Source organism: Luteimonas aquatica, assembly GCF_022662575.1.
GTDB lineage: Bacteria > Pseudomonadota > Gammaproteobacteria > Xanthomonadales > Xanthomonadaceae > Luteimonas > Luteimonas aquatica.
In genome coordinates this window covers 445805-462200 of the sequence record NZ_JALBFU010000002.1, presented here as the reverse complement: position 1 = coordinate 462200, position 16396 = coordinate 445805, and the positions used below count along the sequence as shown (strand labels likewise).

General features: G+C 69.6%; 17 protein-coding genes and 1 riboswitch. Of the genes, 11 read left to right on the top strand and 6 right to left on the bottom strand.

Annotated features, from left to right (window positions below):
- Positions 1 to 18 precede the first annotated feature (18 nt).
- The 3 genes from MD221_RS08160 to MD221_RS08150 all read left to right on the top strand — a co-directional run bounded on the left by MD221_RS08160 (position 19) and on the right by MD221_RS08150 (position 2408).
- Positions 19 to 528 carry a DinB family protein gene (locus MD221_RS08160; protein WP_242110095.1) on the top strand — a complete coding sequence of 170 codons (510 nt, stop codon included), beginning with the start codon at positions 19 to 21 and terminating at the stop codon, positions 526 to 528.
- 43 nt (positions 529 to 571) lie between these two features.
- Positions 572 to 1474 carry a sterol desaturase family protein gene (locus tag MD221_RS08155; RefSeq protein ID WP_242110085.1) on the top strand — a complete coding sequence of 301 codons (903 nt, stop codon included), beginning with the start codon at positions 572 to 574 and terminating at the stop codon, positions 1472 to 1474.
- A gap of 133 nt (positions 1475 to 1607) precedes the next feature.
- Positions 1608 to 2408 (top strand): OB-fold putative lipoprotein, encoded by an 801-nt coding sequence (locus MD221_RS08150; RefSeq protein WP_242110076.1) that lies wholly within the window; start codon positions 1608 to 1610, stop codon positions 2406 to 2408.
- Positions 2409 to 2498: 90 nt separating this feature from the next.
- On the opposite strand, the gene MD221_RS08145 is transcribed toward MD221_RS08150, so the two are convergent.
- Positions 2499 to 3005 carry a hypothetical protein gene (locus MD221_RS08145; protein ID WP_242110067.1) on the bottom strand — a complete coding sequence of 169 codons (507 nt, stop codon included), beginning with the start codon at positions 3003 to 3005 and terminating at the stop codon, positions 2499 to 2501.
- A gap of 238 nt (positions 3006 to 3243) precedes the next feature.
- On the opposite strand from MD221_RS08145, the gene MD221_RS08140 reads away from it, so the two are divergent.
- A complete protein-coding gene (locus MD221_RS08140) occupies positions 3244 to 5277 on the top strand; it encodes a sodium-translocating pyrophosphatase (RefSeq protein ID WP_242110065.1) in 2034 nt (677 codons plus the stop codon).
- Positions 5278 to 5374: 97 nt separating this feature from the next.
- On the opposite strand, the gene MD221_RS08135 is transcribed toward MD221_RS08140, so the two are convergent.
- Together MD221_RS08135 and MD221_RS08130 are read right to left on the bottom strand one after the other, a co-directional pair.
- On the bottom strand, positions 5375 to 5902 hold the full coding sequence (locus tag MD221_RS08135) for a hypothetical protein (protein WP_242110063.1): 528 nt from the start codon (positions 5900 to 5902) through the stop codon (positions 5375 to 5377).
- 207 nt (positions 5903 to 6109) lie between these two features.
- On the bottom strand, positions 6110 to 7687 hold the full coding sequence (locus tag MD221_RS08130; protein WP_242110061.1) for a M91 family zinc metallopeptidase: 1578 nt from the start codon (positions 7685 to 7687) through the stop codon (positions 6110 to 6112).
- 270 nt (positions 7688 to 7957) lie between these two features.
- Here MD221_RS08130 and ppa point away from each other — a divergent pair, with 270 nt between their 5' ends.
- The 5 genes from ppa to MD221_RS08105 all read left to right on the top strand — a co-directional run bounded on the left by ppa (position 7958) and on the right by MD221_RS08105 (position 10193).
- On the top strand, positions 7958 to 8506 hold the full coding sequence (gene ppa, locus MD221_RS08125) for an inorganic diphosphatase (protein WP_242110050.1): 549 nt from the start codon (positions 7958 to 7960) through the stop codon (positions 8504 to 8506).
- 13 nt (positions 8507 to 8519) lie between these two features.
- Positions 8520 to 8936, top strand: a complete 417-nt coding sequence (locus tag MD221_RS08120; RefSeq protein ID WP_242110040.1) for a hypothetical protein — start codon at positions 8520 to 8522, stop codon at positions 8934 to 8936.
- 26 nt (positions 8937 to 8962) lie between these two features.
- Entirely contained in the window at positions 8963 to 9271 is a 309-nt protein-coding gene (locus MD221_RS08115) for a DUF1272 domain-containing protein (RefSeq protein ID WP_242110029.1), read from the top strand.
- A gap of 84 nt (positions 9272 to 9355) precedes the next feature.
- A complete protein-coding gene (locus tag MD221_RS08110) occupies positions 9356 to 9853 on the top strand; it encodes an RNase A-like domain-containing protein (RefSeq protein WP_242110026.1) in 498 nt (165 codons plus the stop codon).
- A 55-nt stretch (positions 9854 to 9908) separates the two neighbouring features.
- Positions 9909 to 10193 (top strand): contact-dependent growth inhibition system immunity protein, encoded by a 285-nt coding sequence (locus MD221_RS08105; protein ID WP_242110025.1) that lies wholly within the window; start codon positions 9909 to 9911, stop codon positions 10191 to 10193.
- 15 nt (positions 10194 to 10208) lie between these two features.
- On the opposite strand, the gene MD221_RS08100 is transcribed toward MD221_RS08105, so the two are convergent.
- The 3 genes from MD221_RS08100 to thiC all read right to left on the bottom strand — a co-directional run bounded on the left by MD221_RS08100 (position 10209) and on the right by thiC (position 13693).
- Complete coding sequence (locus MD221_RS08100) at positions 10209 to 10904, bottom strand: potassium channel family protein (RefSeq protein WP_242110015.1); 696 nt, start codon at positions 10902 to 10904, stop codon at positions 10209 to 10211.
- Between the two features lie 2 nt (positions 10905 to 10906).
- Positions 10907 to 11515 (bottom strand): DUF4136 domain-containing protein, encoded by a 609-nt coding sequence (locus MD221_RS08095; protein WP_242110012.1) that lies wholly within the window; start codon positions 11513 to 11515, stop codon positions 10907 to 10909.
- 300 nt (positions 11516 to 11815) lie between these two features.
- A complete protein-coding gene (gene thiC, locus MD221_RS08090; protein ID WP_242110010.1) occupies positions 11816 to 13693 on the bottom strand; it encodes a phosphomethylpyrimidine synthase ThiC in 1878 nt (625 codons plus the stop codon).
- A gap of 94 nt (positions 13694 to 13787) precedes the next feature.
- Positions 13788 to 13883, bottom strand: a riboswitch (TPP riboswitch).
- Positions 13884 to 14031: 148 nt separating this feature from the next.
- Between thiC and glpD the strand changes: the two genes are divergently transcribed.
- Together glpD and MD221_RS08080 are read left to right on the top strand one after the other, a co-directional pair.
- On the top strand, positions 14032 to 15612 hold the full coding sequence (glpD, locus tag MD221_RS08085; RefSeq protein ID WP_242110006.1) for a glycerol-3-phosphate dehydrogenase: 1581 nt from the start codon (positions 14032 to 14034) through the stop codon (positions 15610 to 15612).
- 57 nt (positions 15613 to 15669) lie between these two features.
- Positions 15670 to 16386, top strand: a complete 717-nt coding sequence (locus tag MD221_RS08080) for an MIP/aquaporin family protein (RefSeq protein WP_242109995.1) — start codon at positions 15670 to 15672, stop codon at positions 16384 to 16386.
- Positions 16387 to 16396: the final 10 nt, after the last annotated feature.

Below are 16396 nucleotides of genomic sequence, written 5' to 3'. Positions count from 1 at the left end.
CAGGAACGCCAGACACCGATGAACGGCCCCGATCCCCTGCACACGCTGACGCGCTACAAGGCATGGGCGAACGCGCTGATCTACGGCGCGCTCGCCGAACTTCCGGAGGCGGAGCTGACCCGGCCGCGGCAGATCCTCTTCGGCAACATGCTGCGCACGCTCAACCACGTGTACCTGATGGATGTGGCGTGGAAGGCGCATCTGGAGGGCGTGCCGCACGGCATGACCACGCGCAACCCGGAGAGCTCGCCGCCGTTCGCCCAGGTACGCCAGGCGCAGCAGGACATCGATGCCTGGTACCAGGCCTATGCCGACGCGCTGCAGGACGGCGCCGGCGACGAGATCGTCGAGTTCGCCTTCATCGGCGGCGGCGCGGGCGCCATGCGCCGGCGCGACATCGTGCTGCACGTGGTCAACCACGGCACCTACCATCGCGGCCACGTTGCGGCGATGATGTACCAGGTGCCGTGCTTCCCGCCCGCCAGCGACCTGCCGGTCTACCTGGCGCAGGCCGGCGCGGCGCGCTGACCGGCCGCCGCGGGCCGGCATCCGTGCATAGCGAGAACGGCTGATGGAGAAGTGGATCCTGCTCGGCTTGGCACCGGTGTTCCTGGCGCTGATCGTCTGGGAGGCCTGGTACTGGCGCCGCCGCGACCCGGGCAACTACAGCCTCAAGGACGTCGCCTCCAACGCCGTGCTGGCGCTGATGCACCAGGCCTCCGACGCCGTCGCCTGGACGGTGGTGATCGGCGCCTTCTACCTGGTCTACCGGCACCGCCTGTTCGACCTGCCGCCGGCCTCGGTCTGGACCGTGGCCGCGCTGTTCCTCGCCCAGGACTTCTTCTACTACTGGTTCCACCGCGCCAGCCACCGCATCCGCTGGCTCTGGGCCTCGCACGTCACCCACCATTCCTCCGAGCGGCTGAACTTCTCCACCGCGTTCCGCCAGAGCCTGACCTACCCGATCTCCGGCATGTGGCTGTTCTGGCTGCCGCTGGCCTGGATCGGCTTCGAGCCCACCCACATCGTGGCGGTGGTGGCGATCAACCTCGCCTTCCAGTTCTTCGTGCACACCCAGGCGGTGGGCCGGCTCGGCTGGCTCGAGCACGTGTTCAACACGCCCTCGCACCACCGCGTGCACCACGCGCGCAACCCCAAGTACATCGACCGCAACTATGCCGGCGTGCTGATCGTCTGGGACAAGCTGTTCGGCACCTACGTCGACGAGGACCCGGAGGTGCCGTGCGAATACGGCATCGTCGGCCAGGTGCACAGCCACAACCCGATCACCCTGACCTTTCACGAATGGATCGCCATGTTCGGCGACGCCGCCCGCTCCGGCGCCGGCACCGGAGGCAGACTGCGCGCGGCCCTCGGGCAGCTGTTCTGCCCGCCGGAACGGGCGCTCTCGCACCAGCCCGCGCAGGCGCCGCCCGCGCACGAGACGACCGGGGCCGCCCCGTCGCCACCGTGATTGCCGCGTGAAGGCGCGGCTGACATAATCCCGCCCGCAAGGATTGCCGGGGGAAGCCACAGACGCGACTCTGCCGTCCGCTCCAGCGGGCGAATGGTCTTTGCTGCCGCTTATTTGCCTAAGGACTGCATCAATGAAACGCCAATGCCTGCTCGCCGCGCTGCTGCTCGCGGCCGCCGCCCCCGCCTTCGCCGGCTCCTGCGAAGACAACTTCCAGAAGAAGGGCAATCCCCTCACCGGGACCACCTACACCACCTCGGTCACCCTGCCCGACCTGAGCGTGAAGAGCGCGATCGGCCAGATGCGCGTGATCGCCAAGGAATCCAACATGGACGTCCTCAGCGAGGACGCCGACGCCGGCTCGATGCTGATCGAGGAGCCGGAGACCTTCGCCCACAAGCCCATCCCGGTGATCGTCAGCGCCACCAGCGAAGGCGGCAGCGGCACGGTCGGCATGACCGTCAAGCTCAACCGCGGCGCCTTCGCCAAGGCCGACAGCATCCGCTCGGAAATGTGCCAGATGCTGGTCAAGATCAAGTCCGGCAAGGCCGGCGAGCAGTTCGCCAAGACCGCGCCGAAGGCCTCGGTGGTCAACATCACCGCGGACAAGTTCGGCTTCCAGCTGCGCAACCAGCACAAGGACAACCCGGCGGCGATCGAGGCCCGCTACCAGGGCAAGACCTACGCCATCACCGGCCGGGTCAACGGCGTGCTCAAGAGCGGCGGCACCTACAACACCGGCTTCGAGATGGTCGGCGACGGTTCCGGCGGCATCGACTTCGAACGCGTGGCCATCACCTGCGCCTTCGCGCCCAGCCAGACCGCCTTCGCGCTGGCGCTGCGCCCCAAGGAAAAGGTCACCCTGGTCGGCGTGGTCGACCACTACGACCAGATCGAACGCGTGCTGTGGCTGAAGGACTGCAAGGGCAGCTGACTGCCCGCGCGCATCGATGGCGCAAAGAAAAGCCCGGACCCTTGGTCCGGGCTTTTTCGTTGACGGGGCGGACAGCCGCGTGCGCCGGGCCTACTTCGCGCAGGCCTCGCCCTCGGTGCTCATCTCGGCCGCGAACATCGGCACCGCCGGGATCTTGCCGGCGGCCGCGGTCTTCTTGGCCTCCTCCAGGTAGATGCGCGACTGGCCCTGGCCGTCGAGCGTCTGCGCCTGGTCGACCGGGCGGCGCCACACGCGCACCACCGCCTGCTGCGAGGGACAGGCGGCGCTGGGGACGCGGATCAGGTCGTTGAACTTCCAGCCCTTGTCCTGCGAGGGCTTGGCCTTGGCGGCATCGACGAAGCGCGCGCGCGGCTGGCAGTTCGGACTGGTGCGCACCACCGAGAACTTGTACGGCTCGGCGGCCTGGCCGGTGAACACGCCTTCGATGCGGGCGCAGGCCTCGGGAATCTGGCGCAGGGTATGCACCACGCCATTGGCCTGCGGCGTGGCCGCCGGCCGCTGGATCTCCGGGACCGGATCGGCGGCGACGGCCGGCAGCGCGGCCAGCAGCAGGCAGGGAACGAACAGTCGACGCATCGGTGGGGCTCCTCGTAGACAGGCGGCAAGGCTGGCACGCATCGCCTGAATCGGCGCCCACGAGCGCCAGGCGCCCGCGACATGCCGGCGCTGCCCCGCTGCCGCTCGCGCCGGGACGGCGGACCGCCAACGCAGTCGCAGTTCGCCGCCGGCGCGCCGCACTGCAGCATGGGATGCGGCTACGCTATGCCATAGTCCTGAGGCGTTTCTTTGGCATTCATTTTCCGGGGAGGGTTTCATGCTCGAGCAGTATGGTCTGTGGCTGGCGTTGGCCTGCGCCATCGTCGCGATTCTCTACGGCGTGTTCTCGGCGGGATGGATCAACCGCCAGCCGGCCGGCAACGCACGGATGCAGGAGATCGCCGGCGCGATCCAGGAGGGCGCGCGCGCCTATCTCAACCGCCAGTACACCACCATCGCGATCGCGGGCGTGGTGCTGTTCGTGGTGATCGGCTTCGCGCTGAGCTGGTACACCGCGATCGGCTTCCTCATCGGCGCCGTCCTTTCCGGCGCCGCCGGCTACATCGGCATGAACGTCTCGGTCCGCGCCAACGTGCGCACCGCCGAGGCCGCGCGCAAGGGCATGGGTCCGGCGATGGACGTCGCCTTCCGCGGCGGCGCGATCACCGGCATGCTGGTGGTGGGCCTGGGCCTGCTCGGCGTGGCCGGCTACTGGCTGATCCTGGCCAAGCTCGGCATCACCGGCGAGGATGCGCTGCACGCGCTGGTCGGACTGGCGTTCGGTTCGTCGCTGATCTCGATCTTCGCGCGCCTGGGCGGCGGCATCTTCACCAAGGGCGCCGATGTCGGCGCCGACCTGGTGGGCAAGGTCGAGGCCGGCATCCCCGAGGACGACCCGCGCAACCCGGCGGTGATCGCCGACAACGTCGGCGACAACGTCGGCGACTGCGCCGGCATGGCCGCCGACCTGTTCGAGACCTACGCGGTGACGGTGATCGCCACCATGCTGCTCGGCGGCCTGATGGCCGACCAGGTCGGCAGCAACGCCGTGCTCTACCCGCTGGTGCTCGGCGGCGTGTCGATCATCGCCTCGATCATCGGCGCCTTCTTCGTCAAGGTGAAGGCCGGCGGTTCGATCATGGGCGCGCTGTACAAGGGCGTGATCGTCTCCGGCATTCTCGCGGCGCTCGCGTTCTACCCGATCACCAACGAGCTGATGGCCGATTCGCCGATCGGCGCGAAGGCGCTGTTCGGCTGTGCTCTGATCGGTCTGGTCCTGACCGGCGTGATCGTGTGGATCACCGAGTACTACACCGGCACGCAGTACAAGCCGGTGCAGCACGTCGCCGCCGCCTCCACCACCGGCCACGGCACCAACATCATCGCCGGCCTGGGCGTGTCGATGAAGTCGACCGCGATGCCGGTGATCGCAGTGTGCCTGGCGATCTGGGGCGCCTACGCCCTGGCCGGCCTGTACGGCATCGCCATCGCCGCGACCGCGATGCTGTCGATGGCGGGCATGATCGTCGCCCTCGACGCCTACGGCCCGATCACCGACAACGCCGGCGGCATCGCCGAGATGGCGGAGCTGCCCTCCGAGGTGCGCGACGTCACCGATCCGCTCGACGCGGTCGGCAACACCACCAAGGCGGTGACCAAGGGCTACGCCATCGGCTCGGCCGCGCTGGCCGCGCTGGTGCTGTTCGCCGACTACACGCACAACCTGCAGGCCGCCAACCCCGGCGTCACCTTCACCTTCGACCTGTCCGACCACATGGTGATCATCGGCCTGCTGATCGGCGGCCTGATCCCCTACCTGTTCGGCGCCATGGCGATGGAGGCGGTGGGCCGCGCCGCGGGCGCGGTGGTGGAGGAAGTGCGCCGCCAGTTCCGCGAGATCGCCGGCATCATGGAAGGCACCGGCAAGCCGCAGTACGACAAGGCCGTGGACATGCTGACCAAGTCGGCGATCAAGGAAATGATCGTGCCCTCGCTGCTGCCGGTCGCGGTGCCCGTGGTGGTCGGCCTGCTGCTCGGGCCGAAGGCGCTGGGCGGCCTGCTGATCGGCACGATCGTCACCGGCCTGTTCGTGGCCATCTCGATGACCACCGGCGGCGGCGCCTGGGACAACGCCAAGAAGTACATCGAGGACGGCCACCACGGCGGCAAGGGCTCGGAAGCGCACAAGGCCGCGGTCACCGGCGACACCGTCGGCGATCCCTACAAGGACACCGCCGGCCCGGCGATCAACCCGCTGATCAAGATCATCAACATCGTCGCGCTGCTGCTGGTGCCGCTGCTGCACGTGTGATGGGCGCATGATTGTCATGAAGAAGGGCGGGGATTCCCCGCCCTTTCTTCATGTCGCGGCCGCCACGCGACTGGCGGCGCGCGCTCGGTCGCCGGCCTTACTCTTCGAACGAGGCCGAGCGCACGCCGAACCAGGGCGTGCACAGCAATTGCTGCCCCTCGACGACCGCGAACGAGGCCACCCACACCGATTCGCCCTCGAGCGCGCGGAAATCGGCCGCGTCGAACGGCGCCACGCCCAGGCACCAGCGCACGCGCGCGGGCGGATCCTCCATTGCAAACGCGAATTCGAATTCGCCGGACAGCGTCGCGCCGGGCGCGACGCGCGCGGCCAGCGGCGCGGCCGGAACGATCGGCGCCGGGCGCGGCAGCGGCAGCGCGCGATGGCTGAGGGTGATGTCGCCGCCCTCGGCGACGGACAGCGGCGCGGCCACCGCGCCTTGCGCCAGCTGGCCCGTCATCGCGGCGTGGCGGTTGCCGCGGTCGAAGACCATCAGCGGCGCCTTGCCCTCGTTGTGCACGCGGTAGCGCACGCGCAGGACGTGCGCGGACGCGGCGTAGTCGAACTCCGCCTCCAGCCGCGCGCCTTCGCCGCTGACCGCCGTCCGGTTCGCACTGGCTGCCATCGTGGTGCCCTCCCGTGAAGACGGCGGCGCGAGCTGCTGGGCCGGCACCGGTTGCGCGAGGGCCGCAACGAGCGCCCAGAGGGCGGCCCGGCGCGGCCGGATCGAAATGATGCCAGGCATTGCGAAGGATTCTCCCAAATAAAAAGGGTGGCGCATGACGGGCATGCGCCACCCCGGTCCCGCTCCCCTGGTCAACAACAGCGGTTCTTACAAGGCGTAGCTCGGCCGATCGGGCAGGCCCAGGATCTCGCGCATGCCGTTCTCGGTCAGGTGGTCCGGATTGGCGGTGGTGGCGGGCGTGCTGGGATCGCCGTCGAAATCGAAGGGCTTGGCGCTGGTCTCCAGGCCCACGGCCTGGCGCTCGGCGTTGGGCACCTGGCCGTTGTCCGGGCCCTCGCCGCGATAGGTGCCGGGCTGGAAGGTGCCGTTGACGCCGTTATAGGCGTGCGACATCTCGTGGTAGAGCACCACCACCGGCGCCGGGAACTCGGGCATGTGGAACGACGGGTTGTAGCTGATCACCACGTCCGAGCCCTCGCCGGCCTTGCCGTTGCTGATCTCGGCATTGCCGCGGCCCAGGGTCTGCGCGTAGCCGTTCTGCTCGTTGGCCAGTTCGCGGATGGTCACGGTGTTGCCCTTGGCGGCGGCCTTGTCGAATTCGGCCAGCATCTGCTGTCCGTTCGGCGTGGCGCGCAGGAAGTCCAGTTCGGCCTCCACGCGCTGGCGGAAGGCGTCGGAGCCCTCGACCTTGACGCTGCCGCCGAGCTTGCTGTCGATCTCGACGTTCACCACCACCTGGCCGTTGTCGCGCTGGCCCTGGGCGAAATTGATGATGTCGGTGGCGGTCTGGCCGTAGACCTTGTCGCTGGCGGTCACGCCCTCGACGGTGTCCTTGCCGTCGCCGGTGAAGAAGCGGCTGCCGTCGCCGCCGGCGCGCAGGGTATCGTCGCCCTGGCCGCCGGAGAGCATGTTCTTGCCCTTGCCGCCGTCGATGTTGTCGTTGCCCTTGCCGCCCTCGATGAAGTCGACGCCGTCGCCGCCGGCCAGCGTGTCGTCGCCGTCGCCGCCGTAGACCACGTCGTCCCCGGCGCCGGCGTCGATGGTGTCGTTGCCGGAGTTGCCGAACACGTCGTCGCGGCCTTCGCCGCTGTTGATGGTGTCGTTGCCGGCGCCGCCGTCGATGCGGTCCAGGCCGGCGCCGGTGGTGATGACGTCGTCGCCGTCGCCCGCGTCGACCACGATGTTGACCTTGACGTTGGGCGCCACGGTGATCGTGTCGTTGCCCGCGCCGGTGCGCAGGGTCAGCTCCTGGCCCTGGGCCAGACGGGTCTCGTAGCTTTCGCCGTTGACCGACACGTCGAGCGTGCCGTCGTCGCGCTGGGTGACCTGCACGTTGTCGTTGCCGGTGCCCTTGGTGGTCACCACGACCTGGTTGCTGCTGACGTAGGTCTGGCCGAAGCCGCCGTCGGCGATGGTCTGCTCGCGGGTAATCTGCGCCTGCTGGCCCTGGGCCAGCTGCGCGGTGCGGATCTCCTTGCCGTCCGGCGTCTGCCCGGAAGGCAGGCGGGTGCCGGTGCCGCCGCCGTCGACCACGATGGGCTCGCCCGCGGCCGGCTTCTCCGGCTGCGCCACCAGGCTCGAGACCGGCGCCACGTCCGGCGCGATCGTGCGGTTCGCCGGGTCCTGTTCGGCCGGATTCTGCCAGTAGCCGACTTCCTGCTTGGGTTCCGGCGGCGGCGGCGGAGGCGGCGGCGGGGGGGGCGGCGGCGACAGTTCGATGCTCATTGGACTCGGTATCCCCTTCTGGGTTGGTCTTCGAAATCGACGAAGCGTGCAGATATACGGACCCGTATGCCGGCGACCAAGCTGGGGCGTGCCCTAACTCGGGTAGACCCTAGCCGCCGCGCGACCGCCCGGGCCGATGGATGCTGCGTCGCAGCAGGAACCGCTAAAATGCGGTCACGATCCGCGTGCTGCCGGCTGGCCGGCAGCACGCGCCCTCCCCGACGGCGCCCCCGCGCCGCCAGGGTCCCTTCCTCATGGAGTCGCTTCGCAATGGGCCTGGACCACGTCCCCACCGGCAACAATCCCCCCGACGAAATCAACGTCATCATCGAGATCCCCAAGGACGCCGAGCCGGTCAAGTACGAGGTCGACAAGGCCAGCGGCGCGATCTTCGTCGATCGCATCCTGTCCACGCCGATGCGCTACCCCTGCAACTACGGCTACGTCCCGCATACCCTGTGCGGCGACGGCGATCCGGCCGACGTGCTGGTGGTGCTGCCGCTGCCGCTGATCCCCGGCTCGGTGATCCGCGTGCGCCCGGTCGGCGTGCTGCGCATGAAGGACGAGGCCGGCAGCGACGAGAAGATCCTCGCCGTGCCCGCCACCAAGGTCTTCGCCGGCTACTCCCACATCGAGGACATCGACCAGGTCTCGCCGCACTGGCTCGAGCGCATCGGCCACTTCTTCGAGCACTACAAGGACCTGGAGAAGGGCAAGTGGGTCAAGCTCGACGGCTGGGGCGACGCCGCCGAGGCCAGACGGATCCTGCTCGACTCGATCGAGCGCTACGGCAGCTCCACCGACAAGCCGCGTTTCTGAGGCGAACGGACCCATGTATCGGGCGCGCAGGATCGAGAGTTCGCCCGCCTGGAGCGATCCGGACGGCGTGAAGCTGTACACGATCTCCGCGCACGGCGCGGAGGTCGACCGGGCCGCGTACCTGCCGCGGCTGGCGCGCGTGAAGGCTTCCAGGACGGTCGATTGGCCGTCCACGCCCGCCTTCGCGATCTTCCACGACGGCGCCAGCCTGCGCTATCTGGTGCTGGGCTGGTGGGGCAACGGCAACGAGCTGTTCACCTCGGTCTCGGTCGAGACCGAGGCCGGCTGGGTGGAGGACGCGGCACGCTTCTCCTTCTGCCTCTGGGACATGGACGTGATGTGGTTCGAGCGCAACTGCTTCGTCGACACGCTCTACCGCACCACGCCCGACCTGGCCGCGTATCGCGCGCGGCGCCACCCGGGCGCCTGACCGCCCTTTTGCGAGGAGCACGCGGCATGCTGGAACTGCGCCCCACCTGCGAGCACTGCAACAAGGCGCTGCCGCCCGAGGCGACGGATGCGCGCATCTGCAGCTACGAATGCACCTTCTGCGCCGACTGCGTGGACCGCGTGCTCGGCAACGTCTGTCCGAACTGCGGCGGCGGCTTCGTGCCGCGGCCGGTGCGGCCGGCGCGCGACTGGAAAGGCGGCAATTTCCTCGGACGCAACCCGGCGGGCACGGCCGTGATCCACCGCCCCGTCGATGCGCAGGCGCAGGCGCGGCTGCGCGCTGCGGTCGGCGCATTGGCTCCCGAAGAGCGCTAGGGCCGCGCCGCATAGGGTTTCCCCCAATATCGCCCGGCCGCCGGGTTCCCTAGCCTGTGCCGGACTTTCTCCAGGGCGCCGCCGATGTCCGTTTCCTCCGTTTCCGCCGCAGGCTGGTCGCCGGCCTACGATGCGCTCCGCGCGCAGACCGAACAGCCCGGGCCGATCGGCACCGATCCGCCCGCACCCGTCGACCAGGTGCCCGGCGGCGGCCTCGAAGCCCACGAACAGGCCGGCAGCCACCTGATCGAGCGCCACGTCGGCAAGAGCGAACAGGACCTGGTCGAGCGCCTGCAGCGGGAGAACATCAGCGCCTCCTCGAGCTTCCGCGATCTGCCCTCGGCCGAGCATTTCATCGCCGCCACCATCGCCGAGAACCAGGGCAAGATCGATGCCTGGGTGGACGGCAAGGGCGGCAACCGCCTGGTGCTGGACGGCCATTTCGACGCCAGCACCGGCATCTCGGTCAAGCGCGGCGAGAGCGAGGCCACCGACGTCTATTCGGTGAAGCTGGTGCTGGAACGCTCGGACAAGCTCGGGATCGGCTATAGAATCGTCACCGGCTATCCGACCACGCCCTGATCGCGAAGCCGCGCCCGCCCGCGGGCATCCCCCCGGCTTCGAACGAGCGACCCGAATGAGCGACTATCCCGCGCTGGAAAACTTTCTCGCCGCCTATTTCCACCAGGACTGGCGCATGGAGCACGACACCCCCGGCGCGGTGGTGGCCTACTACCTCGACAGCGAGGACGCCGAGCAGGTCGCCGAAGTGCGCGCGGACCTCGCGCGCCTGGCCGCGCGCGAGCTCGACGAGGCCGCGCTGGCGCAGCAGCTGCGCGAGCTGGGCAGCGAATACGATCCGACCCTCGACGGCGGCACCTGGCGCGGCTGGCTGCAGGCCCTGCGCAGCGACTTCGGCTGAGACGGTCGGCTCGCCTCAGCGCGCCTGGTGGCGCACCACGGTCAGCGAGATCAGTCGCGAGACCACGATCGCGATGTACATCACGCCGCTGAACATCGCCAGCATCGACAGCGCGCGCGCCGGCGAGGTGACCGGGACGATGTCGGACAGGCCGACCCCGGAGATCATGCTGAAGCTCAGGAACAGCAGCTCCAGCCAGCTGCGCACCTCGCCAGGACCCGCGCCGCTGAAACTGCCCGGATACCAGGCCTGGCACACCGAGAAGGCGTAGGCGAAACCCCAGGCCAGCAGGGTGAAGGTAGCGGCTGCGGCCACCAGCTCGTCCACCGTGATGCGCTGGTCGTCCAGCATGTAGTAGATCAGCCCGATGCTGGCGTAGAAGTACAGCAGCGCCTCCAGCAGGTAGGCCACCGACAGCAGCGACGGCATCGCCGCGAAGTTCGCCAGCAGCGACAGCAGCACCGCCGGAATCGCCAGCGCCCAGGCGATCCAGTTCACCGCCTGGCTGCGGTTGACCACCCACAGCACCAGCGACAGCACCACGATGCCGAAGGCGCCGAACAGGGCGCGGCCGACCGCGGCATGCTCCATCAGCGGATACAGCAGGATGCCCAGCAGCTGCACCGCCAGCAGCAGGCCTGAGGGATGGCGGCGCAGCGTGCGCAGCAGCCGCCATGGCGTCAGCGGCGGCGCCTTCTCCCCTTCCGCCATGCTCACTGCTTCTTCGCGGGCACGACGGGTTCGTTGGAGCCCGCGCGGTACGGGAAGCGCAGGTAGATCTCGCTGATCGCGCGGTCCACGTCCTGGGCGCGCTCCTCGGGCGGCTTGCGGGTGACGCGGCCGATGGCGTCGCCCGTCCAGACCAGGCGGTTGCGCGCCGAGTCGACCAGGTCCACGGTCAGCGTGCCCTCGCGGTACTGGCTCACCTGGGTCTCGTCGTACCAGAACGGCACCGCGAAGTAGGCGCGGCGGCGGTAGCTGTAGAAATACTGGAAGTCGGTGCGCGGCACCGACCAGACGTCGGTCTTCTCGCGCACGATGCCCTGGAAGTTCACCCGCAGGTCCGGCGACTTCTCGTCGTAGCGGTAGCCGCGCGCGTCCATCTCGCGGCGCACGTTGGCCTTGATGCGGTCGGTGAGGAAGGTGGTGTAGCCGGTCTCCTCCATCGCGATGGGCTGGTAGAAGGCCCAGGTCCTGTAGCGGGAGAAGTCCGCCTCCGGATCGTAGTCGGTGCGGATGGTGGGGCCCGTGGCGCAGCCGGCCAGCAGCGCGATCGCGCAGACCGCCAGCAGCCACCTCAGGATGCGATGCGACTTCGTCATGACCGGTCTCCGCGCGGATTTTCTGCGCACGCTATCACGCCGCCCGGCCGGATCGATTAACGCCATAGATATGGCCGCCGGCGGCCGGGAACGGCGGCGCGACCGGAGGGCCCGCGGCCGGAGCGGACAGGCGACGATCCTTCGCGAGGCGGGCCCTCGCCCTCGTTCGCTGCGCTCGCCCCGCCCTCTCCCGATTCGCGGGAGAGGGGAGACGCCCGGGCTTCGCAGTCCCTGTCCCGCAAGCGGGAATCGAGGCCGCCTCAAGCGGCGGGGGTTGGGCCGGGGCCGGCGCCTGGCTCCCTACTCGGCCCGATACACCTGCGCGCCGGCGGCGCGGAACTCGGCCGACTTCTCCGCCATGCCCGAGGCCAGCGCCGCCTGCTCGTCCACGCCGTGCTCGGCCGCGTAGTCGCGCACGTCCTGGGTGATCTTCATCGAGCAGAAATGCGGGCCGCACATGGAACAGAAGTGGGCGAGCTTGTGCGCGTCCTTGGGCAGGGTCTCGTCGTGGAATTCGCGCGCCTTCTCCGGGTCCAGGCCGAGGTGGAACTGGTCCTCCCAGCGGAACTCGAAGCGCGCCTTGGACAGCGCGTTGTCGCGCACCTGCGCCCCGGGATGGCCCTTGGCCAGGTCGGCGGCGTGTGCGGCGATCTTGTAGGCCATGATGCCGTCGCGCACGTCCTGCCGGTTGGGCAGGCCCAGGTGCTCCTTGGGGGTGACGTAGCAGAGCATCGCCGTGCCGTACCAGCCGATCATCGCCGCGCCGATCGCCGAGGTGATGTGGTCGTAGCCGGGCGCGATGTCGGTGGTCAGCGGCCCGAGCGTGTAGAACGGCGCCTCGCCGCATTCGGCCAGCTGCTTGTCCATGTTCTCCTTGATCAGCTGCATCGGCACGTGTCCGGGGCCTTCGATCATGGTCTGCACGTCGTGCTTCCAGGCGATCCTGGTCAGCTCGCCCAGCGCCTCCAGCTCGCCGAACTGCGCGGCGTCGTTGGCGTCGGCGATGCAGCCCGGGCGCAGCCCGTCGCCGAGCGAGAAGGCCACGTCGTAGGCCTTCATGATCTCGCAGATGTCCTCGAAGTGGGTGTAGAGGAAGTTCTCCTTGTGGTGCGCCAGGCACCACTTGGCCAGGATCGAGCCGCCGCGCGAGACGATGCCGGTGACGCGCCTGGCGGTGAGCGGCACGTAGCGCAGCAGCACGCCGGCATGGATGGTGAAGTAGTCCACGCCCTGCTCGGCCTGCTCGATCAGGGTGTCGCGGAAGATTTCCCAGGTCAGCTCCTCGGCGCGGCCATCCACCTTCTCCAGCGCCTGGTAGATCGGCACCGTGCCGATCGGCACCGGCGAGTTGCGCACGATCCATTCGCGCGTCTCGTGGATGTGCTTGCCGGTGGACAGGTCCATCACCGTGTCGCCGCCCCAGCGGATCGCCCAGACCAGCTTCTCGACTTCCTCGGCGATGCCCGAGGACACCGCGCTGTTGCCGATGTTGGCGTTGATCTTGGTGAGGAAGTTGCGGCCGATGATCATCGGCTCGCTTTCCGGGTGGTTGATGTTGTTGGGCAGGATGGCGCGGCCGCGCGCGATCTCCTCGCGCACGAACTCCGGCGTGATCAGCGCCTGGATGTTCGCGCCGAAGGACTGCCCCGGGTGCTGCGCCAGCAGGCCGGCGTCGCGCACCGCCTCCAGGCGCTGGTTCTCGCGGATGGCGACGAACTCCATCTCCGGGGTGACGATGCCGCGCCGGGCGTAGTGCATCTGGGTGACGTTGGCGCCGGCCCTGGCGCGGCGCGGCAGGCGTCGGTCGCCGAAGCGCACCGCGGCCAGCTTCGGGTCGTGCTCGCGGGCGCGGCCGAACTCGGAGCTCAGCTGCGGCAGCACCTCGGTGTCGCCGCGCGCCTGGATCCAGCCCGCGCGCAGCGGCGCCAGGCCGGCGCCGAGGTCGATGCGCGCGTCCGGATCGGTGTACGGGCCGGACGTGTCGTAGACGGTGACCGGCGGGTTGTCCTCGCCGCCGAACAGCGTCGGCGTGCGCGTCAGCGCGATTTCGCGCATCGGCACGCGCACGTCCGGCCGCGATCCCTGCACGTGGATCTTGCGCGAACCGGGAATCGGCCGGGTGACGGATTCGGACAGCTGCTCGGTCTGCTGCAGCAGCAAGGAAGGAATGGCGTTCATAGATAGGGGCCCTGCTCTTGTTGGAACGTCCGCGCACGGATGCACGGGCTTCTGCGGAAGGATCCGCATCCGAAGAGGGCCGCCGGACGCGAATGGCCGCGCCGGCGAAGCTTCCCTACGCCGGTATCAACCGGATCAGGTTCGAAGGGACTGTCTCAACCGCGTCGTCGCGGTACCCCCGCTTCTGCGTGCATTGAACCACGCCGCTCGGCCGGGCGCCAATCTCGCGCCGCGCGGGCCGGCGGGCCGCCCGCGGAACGCGGCGTCGCGCCCTTGCCGCCCGCCGGGCCGGGATTCCTTTACAGTGGTCTCACGAGCGCGAACGTATGTTGCCCCCGATGCCCGACCCCCTGGACCGCAGCGAGCCGCCACGCCTGGATCTGCTCGTGGTCGGCGGCGGCATCAACGGCACCGCCATCGCCCGCGACGCCGCCGGGCGCGGCCTCTCGGTCCTGCTGTGCGAGGCCGACGACATCGCCTCGCACACCTCCAGCGCCAGCACCAAGCTGATCCACGGCGGCCTGCGCTATCTGGAGCAGTTCGAGTTCGCCCTGGTGGGCAAGGCGCTGGCCGAGCGCAAGCGGCTGCTGCGCGCCGCGCCGCACATCATCTGGCCGCTGCGCTTCGTGCTGCCGCACCAGCCGCACCTGCGGCCGGTGTGGATGATCCGCATCGGCCTGTTCCTGTACGACCGCCTCGGCGGACGCCGCGGGCGCGGCCTGCCGGGCTCGCGCTCGATCAACCTGCGCAAGCACGTCGCCGGACGCCCGCTGCAGGAAGGCTTCACGCGCGGCTTCGTCTATTCCGACGCCTGGGTGCAGGACGCGCGCCTGGCGGTGCTCAACGCCATGGACGCCGCCGAGCGCGGCGCGCGCATCCTCACCCGCACGCGCTGCCTGTCGGCGCGGCGCGAAGCCGACGGCTGGGTGGCGCAGCTCGGCCAGGCCGACGGCGGCACGCGCACGGTGCGGGCGCGCGCGCTGGTCAACGCCACCGGTCCGTGGGCGGTGCGCTTCCTCGACGAGGTCGCCCAGGTCCGCCACAGCCACACCCTGCGCCTGGTCAAGGGCAGCCACATCGTCGTGCCGCGCATGTTCACGCACGACCACGCCTACATCTTCCAGCAGCCGGACCGGCGCATAGTCTTCGCGATCCCCTACGAACGCGACTTCACCCTGATCGGCACCACGGACGTCGAGTACCGCGACAATCCCGCCGCGCCGCGCATCGCCGAGGACGAGACCGCCTACCTGTGCGAGGCGGCTTCGCGCTACTTCCGGCAGACGCTCAAGCCGCAGGACGTGGCCTGGAGCTATAGCGGGGTGCGCCCCCTGCTGGAGGATCTCGAACCCGGCGAGAAAAGCGGGCGTGCCGCCTCGGAAGTCACCCGCGACTACCTGCTGCAGCTCGAACGCGAGGGCGCGCCGCTGCTCAACGTGTTCGGCGGCAAGATCACCACGGCGCGCAAGCTGGCCGAGGAGGCGCTCGACCTGCTGACCCCGGCACTGGGCACCGAGCGTCCCGCCTGGACCGAGGATGCGCGGCTGCCGGGCGGCGACCTGCCCAATGCCGACTTCGACACCTTCCACGAGGCCTTCGCGCGGCAGCACCCGTGGCTGCCGGACAGCCTGGCGCTGCGCCTGTGCCGCAACTACGGCAAGCGCGCCCTGCGCATCGTCGACAAGGCCGCGCGCCTGGAGGAGCTGGGCGCGCACTTCGGCAGCGACCTGTACGCGGCCGAGGTGGAGTACCTGATCCGCGAGGAATGGGCGCGCAGCGCCGAGGACATCCTGTGGCGGCGCTCCAAGCTGGGCCTGCACGTGGACCGGACCGGACGCGAGCGGCTGGAACGGTACCTGGCGGAACGGGGAACCGACGGCGGCGGGCCGGGAGCGAGCGACGACGCGCCGATCCGCTGACGCCACCACTTCTCCACGCTTCCCTTCTCCGTCCACCTCCAGCCCGAGGAACAACGCATGGCCTCACCGGAACAGCAGTACCTGGCAGAATTCGTCGCCACCGCGGTGCTGATCCTGCTCGGCGACGGCGTCGTGGCCGGCGTGCTGCTGTCGCGCTCGAAGGCGGCCAACGCCGGCTGGAGCGTGATCACCTGGGCCTGGGGCCTGGCGGTGCTGATGGGCATCTTCGTCGCCGGCCCGACCAGCGGCGCGATCATGAATCCCGCCCTGACCGTGGCGCTGGCCGCGATCGACAAGCTGTCCTGGGACCTGGTGCCCGGCTTCATCGCCGCGCAGATGGCCGGCGCCTTCGTCGGCGCCGTGCTGGTGTACCTGACCTATCTTGCGCACTGGCGCGATACCGACGACCCGGCGCTCAAGCTCGCGGTCTTCTGCACCGCGCCGGCGATCCGCCGACCCGGCGCCAACCTGCTCACCGAGATCATCGGCACCTTCATGCTGGTCTTCCTGGTGCTGGCGGTGGGCGCCAACACGCTGGCGCCGGGGCTCGGACCGCTGGGCGTCGGCCTGCTGGTGGTGGTGGTCGGCATGTCGCTGGGCGGGCCGACCGGTTACGCGATCAATCCGGCGCGCGATCTCGGCCCGCGCATCGCCCATGCCCTGCTGCCGATTCCGGGCAAGGGCGGATCGGACTGGGGCTACGCCTGGATCCCGGTGGTTGGACCGCTGGTCGGCGCGTTGCTCGGTGCTTTCGCTTTCAAGGCCATGTACTAGCGCTTCCTTC

Coding starts and splice junctions, on each gene's coding strand:
- MD221_RS08150 (WP_242110076.1), top strand. CDS start 1,608: ATGAAACGCCAATGCCTGCTCGCCGCGCTGCTGCTCGCGGCCGCCGCC.
- ppa (WP_242110050.1), top strand. CDS start 7,958: ATGGGCCTGGACCACGTCCCCACCGGCAACAATCCCCCCGACGAAATC.
- MD221_RS08135 (WP_242110063.1), bottom strand. CDS start 5,902: ATGGCAGCCAGTGCGAACCGGACGGCGGTCAGCGGCGAAGGCGCGCGG.
- thiC (WP_242110010.1), bottom strand. CDS start 13,693: ATGAACGCCATTCCTTCCTTGCTGCTGCAGCAGACCGAGCAGCTGTCC.
- MD221_RS08110 (WP_242110026.1), top strand. CDS start 9,356: ATGTCCGTTTCCTCCGTTTCCGCCGCAGGCTGGTCGCCGGCCTACGAT.
- MD221_RS08100 (WP_242110015.1), bottom strand. CDS start 10,904: ATGGCGGAAGGGGAGAAGGCGCCGCCGCTGACGCCATGGCGGCTGCTG.
- MD221_RS08130 (WP_242110061.1), bottom strand. CDS start 7,687: ATGAGCATCGAACTGTCGCCGCCGCCCCCCCCGCCGCCGCCTCCGCCG.
- MD221_RS08095 (WP_242110012.1), bottom strand. CDS start 11,515: ATGACGAAGTCGCATCGCATCCTGAGGTGGCTGCTGGCGGTCTGCGCG.
- MD221_RS08160 (WP_242110095.1), top strand. CDS start 19: ATGAACGGCCCCGATCCCCTGCACACGCTGACGCGCTACAAGGCATGG.
- glpD (WP_242110006.1), top strand. CDS start 14,032: ATGCCCGACCCCCTGGACCGCAGCGAGCCGCCACGCCTGGATCTGCTC.
- MD221_RS08140 (WP_242110065.1), top strand. CDS start 3,244: ATGCTCGAGCAGTATGGTCTGTGGCTGGCGTTGGCCTGCGCCATCGTC.
- MD221_RS08115 (WP_242110029.1), top strand. CDS start 8,963: ATGCTGGAACTGCGCCCCACCTGCGAGCACTGCAACAAGGCGCTGCCG.
- MD221_RS08080 (WP_242109995.1), top strand. CDS start 15,670: ATGGCCTCACCGGAACAGCAGTACCTGGCAGAATTCGTCGCCACCGCG.
- MD221_RS08145 (WP_242110067.1), bottom strand. CDS start 3,005: ATGCGTCGACTGTTCGTTCCCTGCCTGCTGCTGGCCGCGCTGCCGGCC.
- MD221_RS08120 (WP_242110040.1), top strand. CDS start 8,520: ATGTATCGGGCGCGCAGGATCGAGAGTTCGCCCGCCTGGAGCGATCCG.
- MD221_RS08105 (WP_242110025.1), top strand. CDS start 9,909: ATGAGCGACTATCCCGCGCTGGAAAACTTTCTCGCCGCCTATTTCCAC.
- MD221_RS08155 (WP_242110085.1), top strand. CDS start 572: ATGGAGAAGTGGATCCTGCTCGGCTTGGCACCGGTGTTCCTGGCGCTG.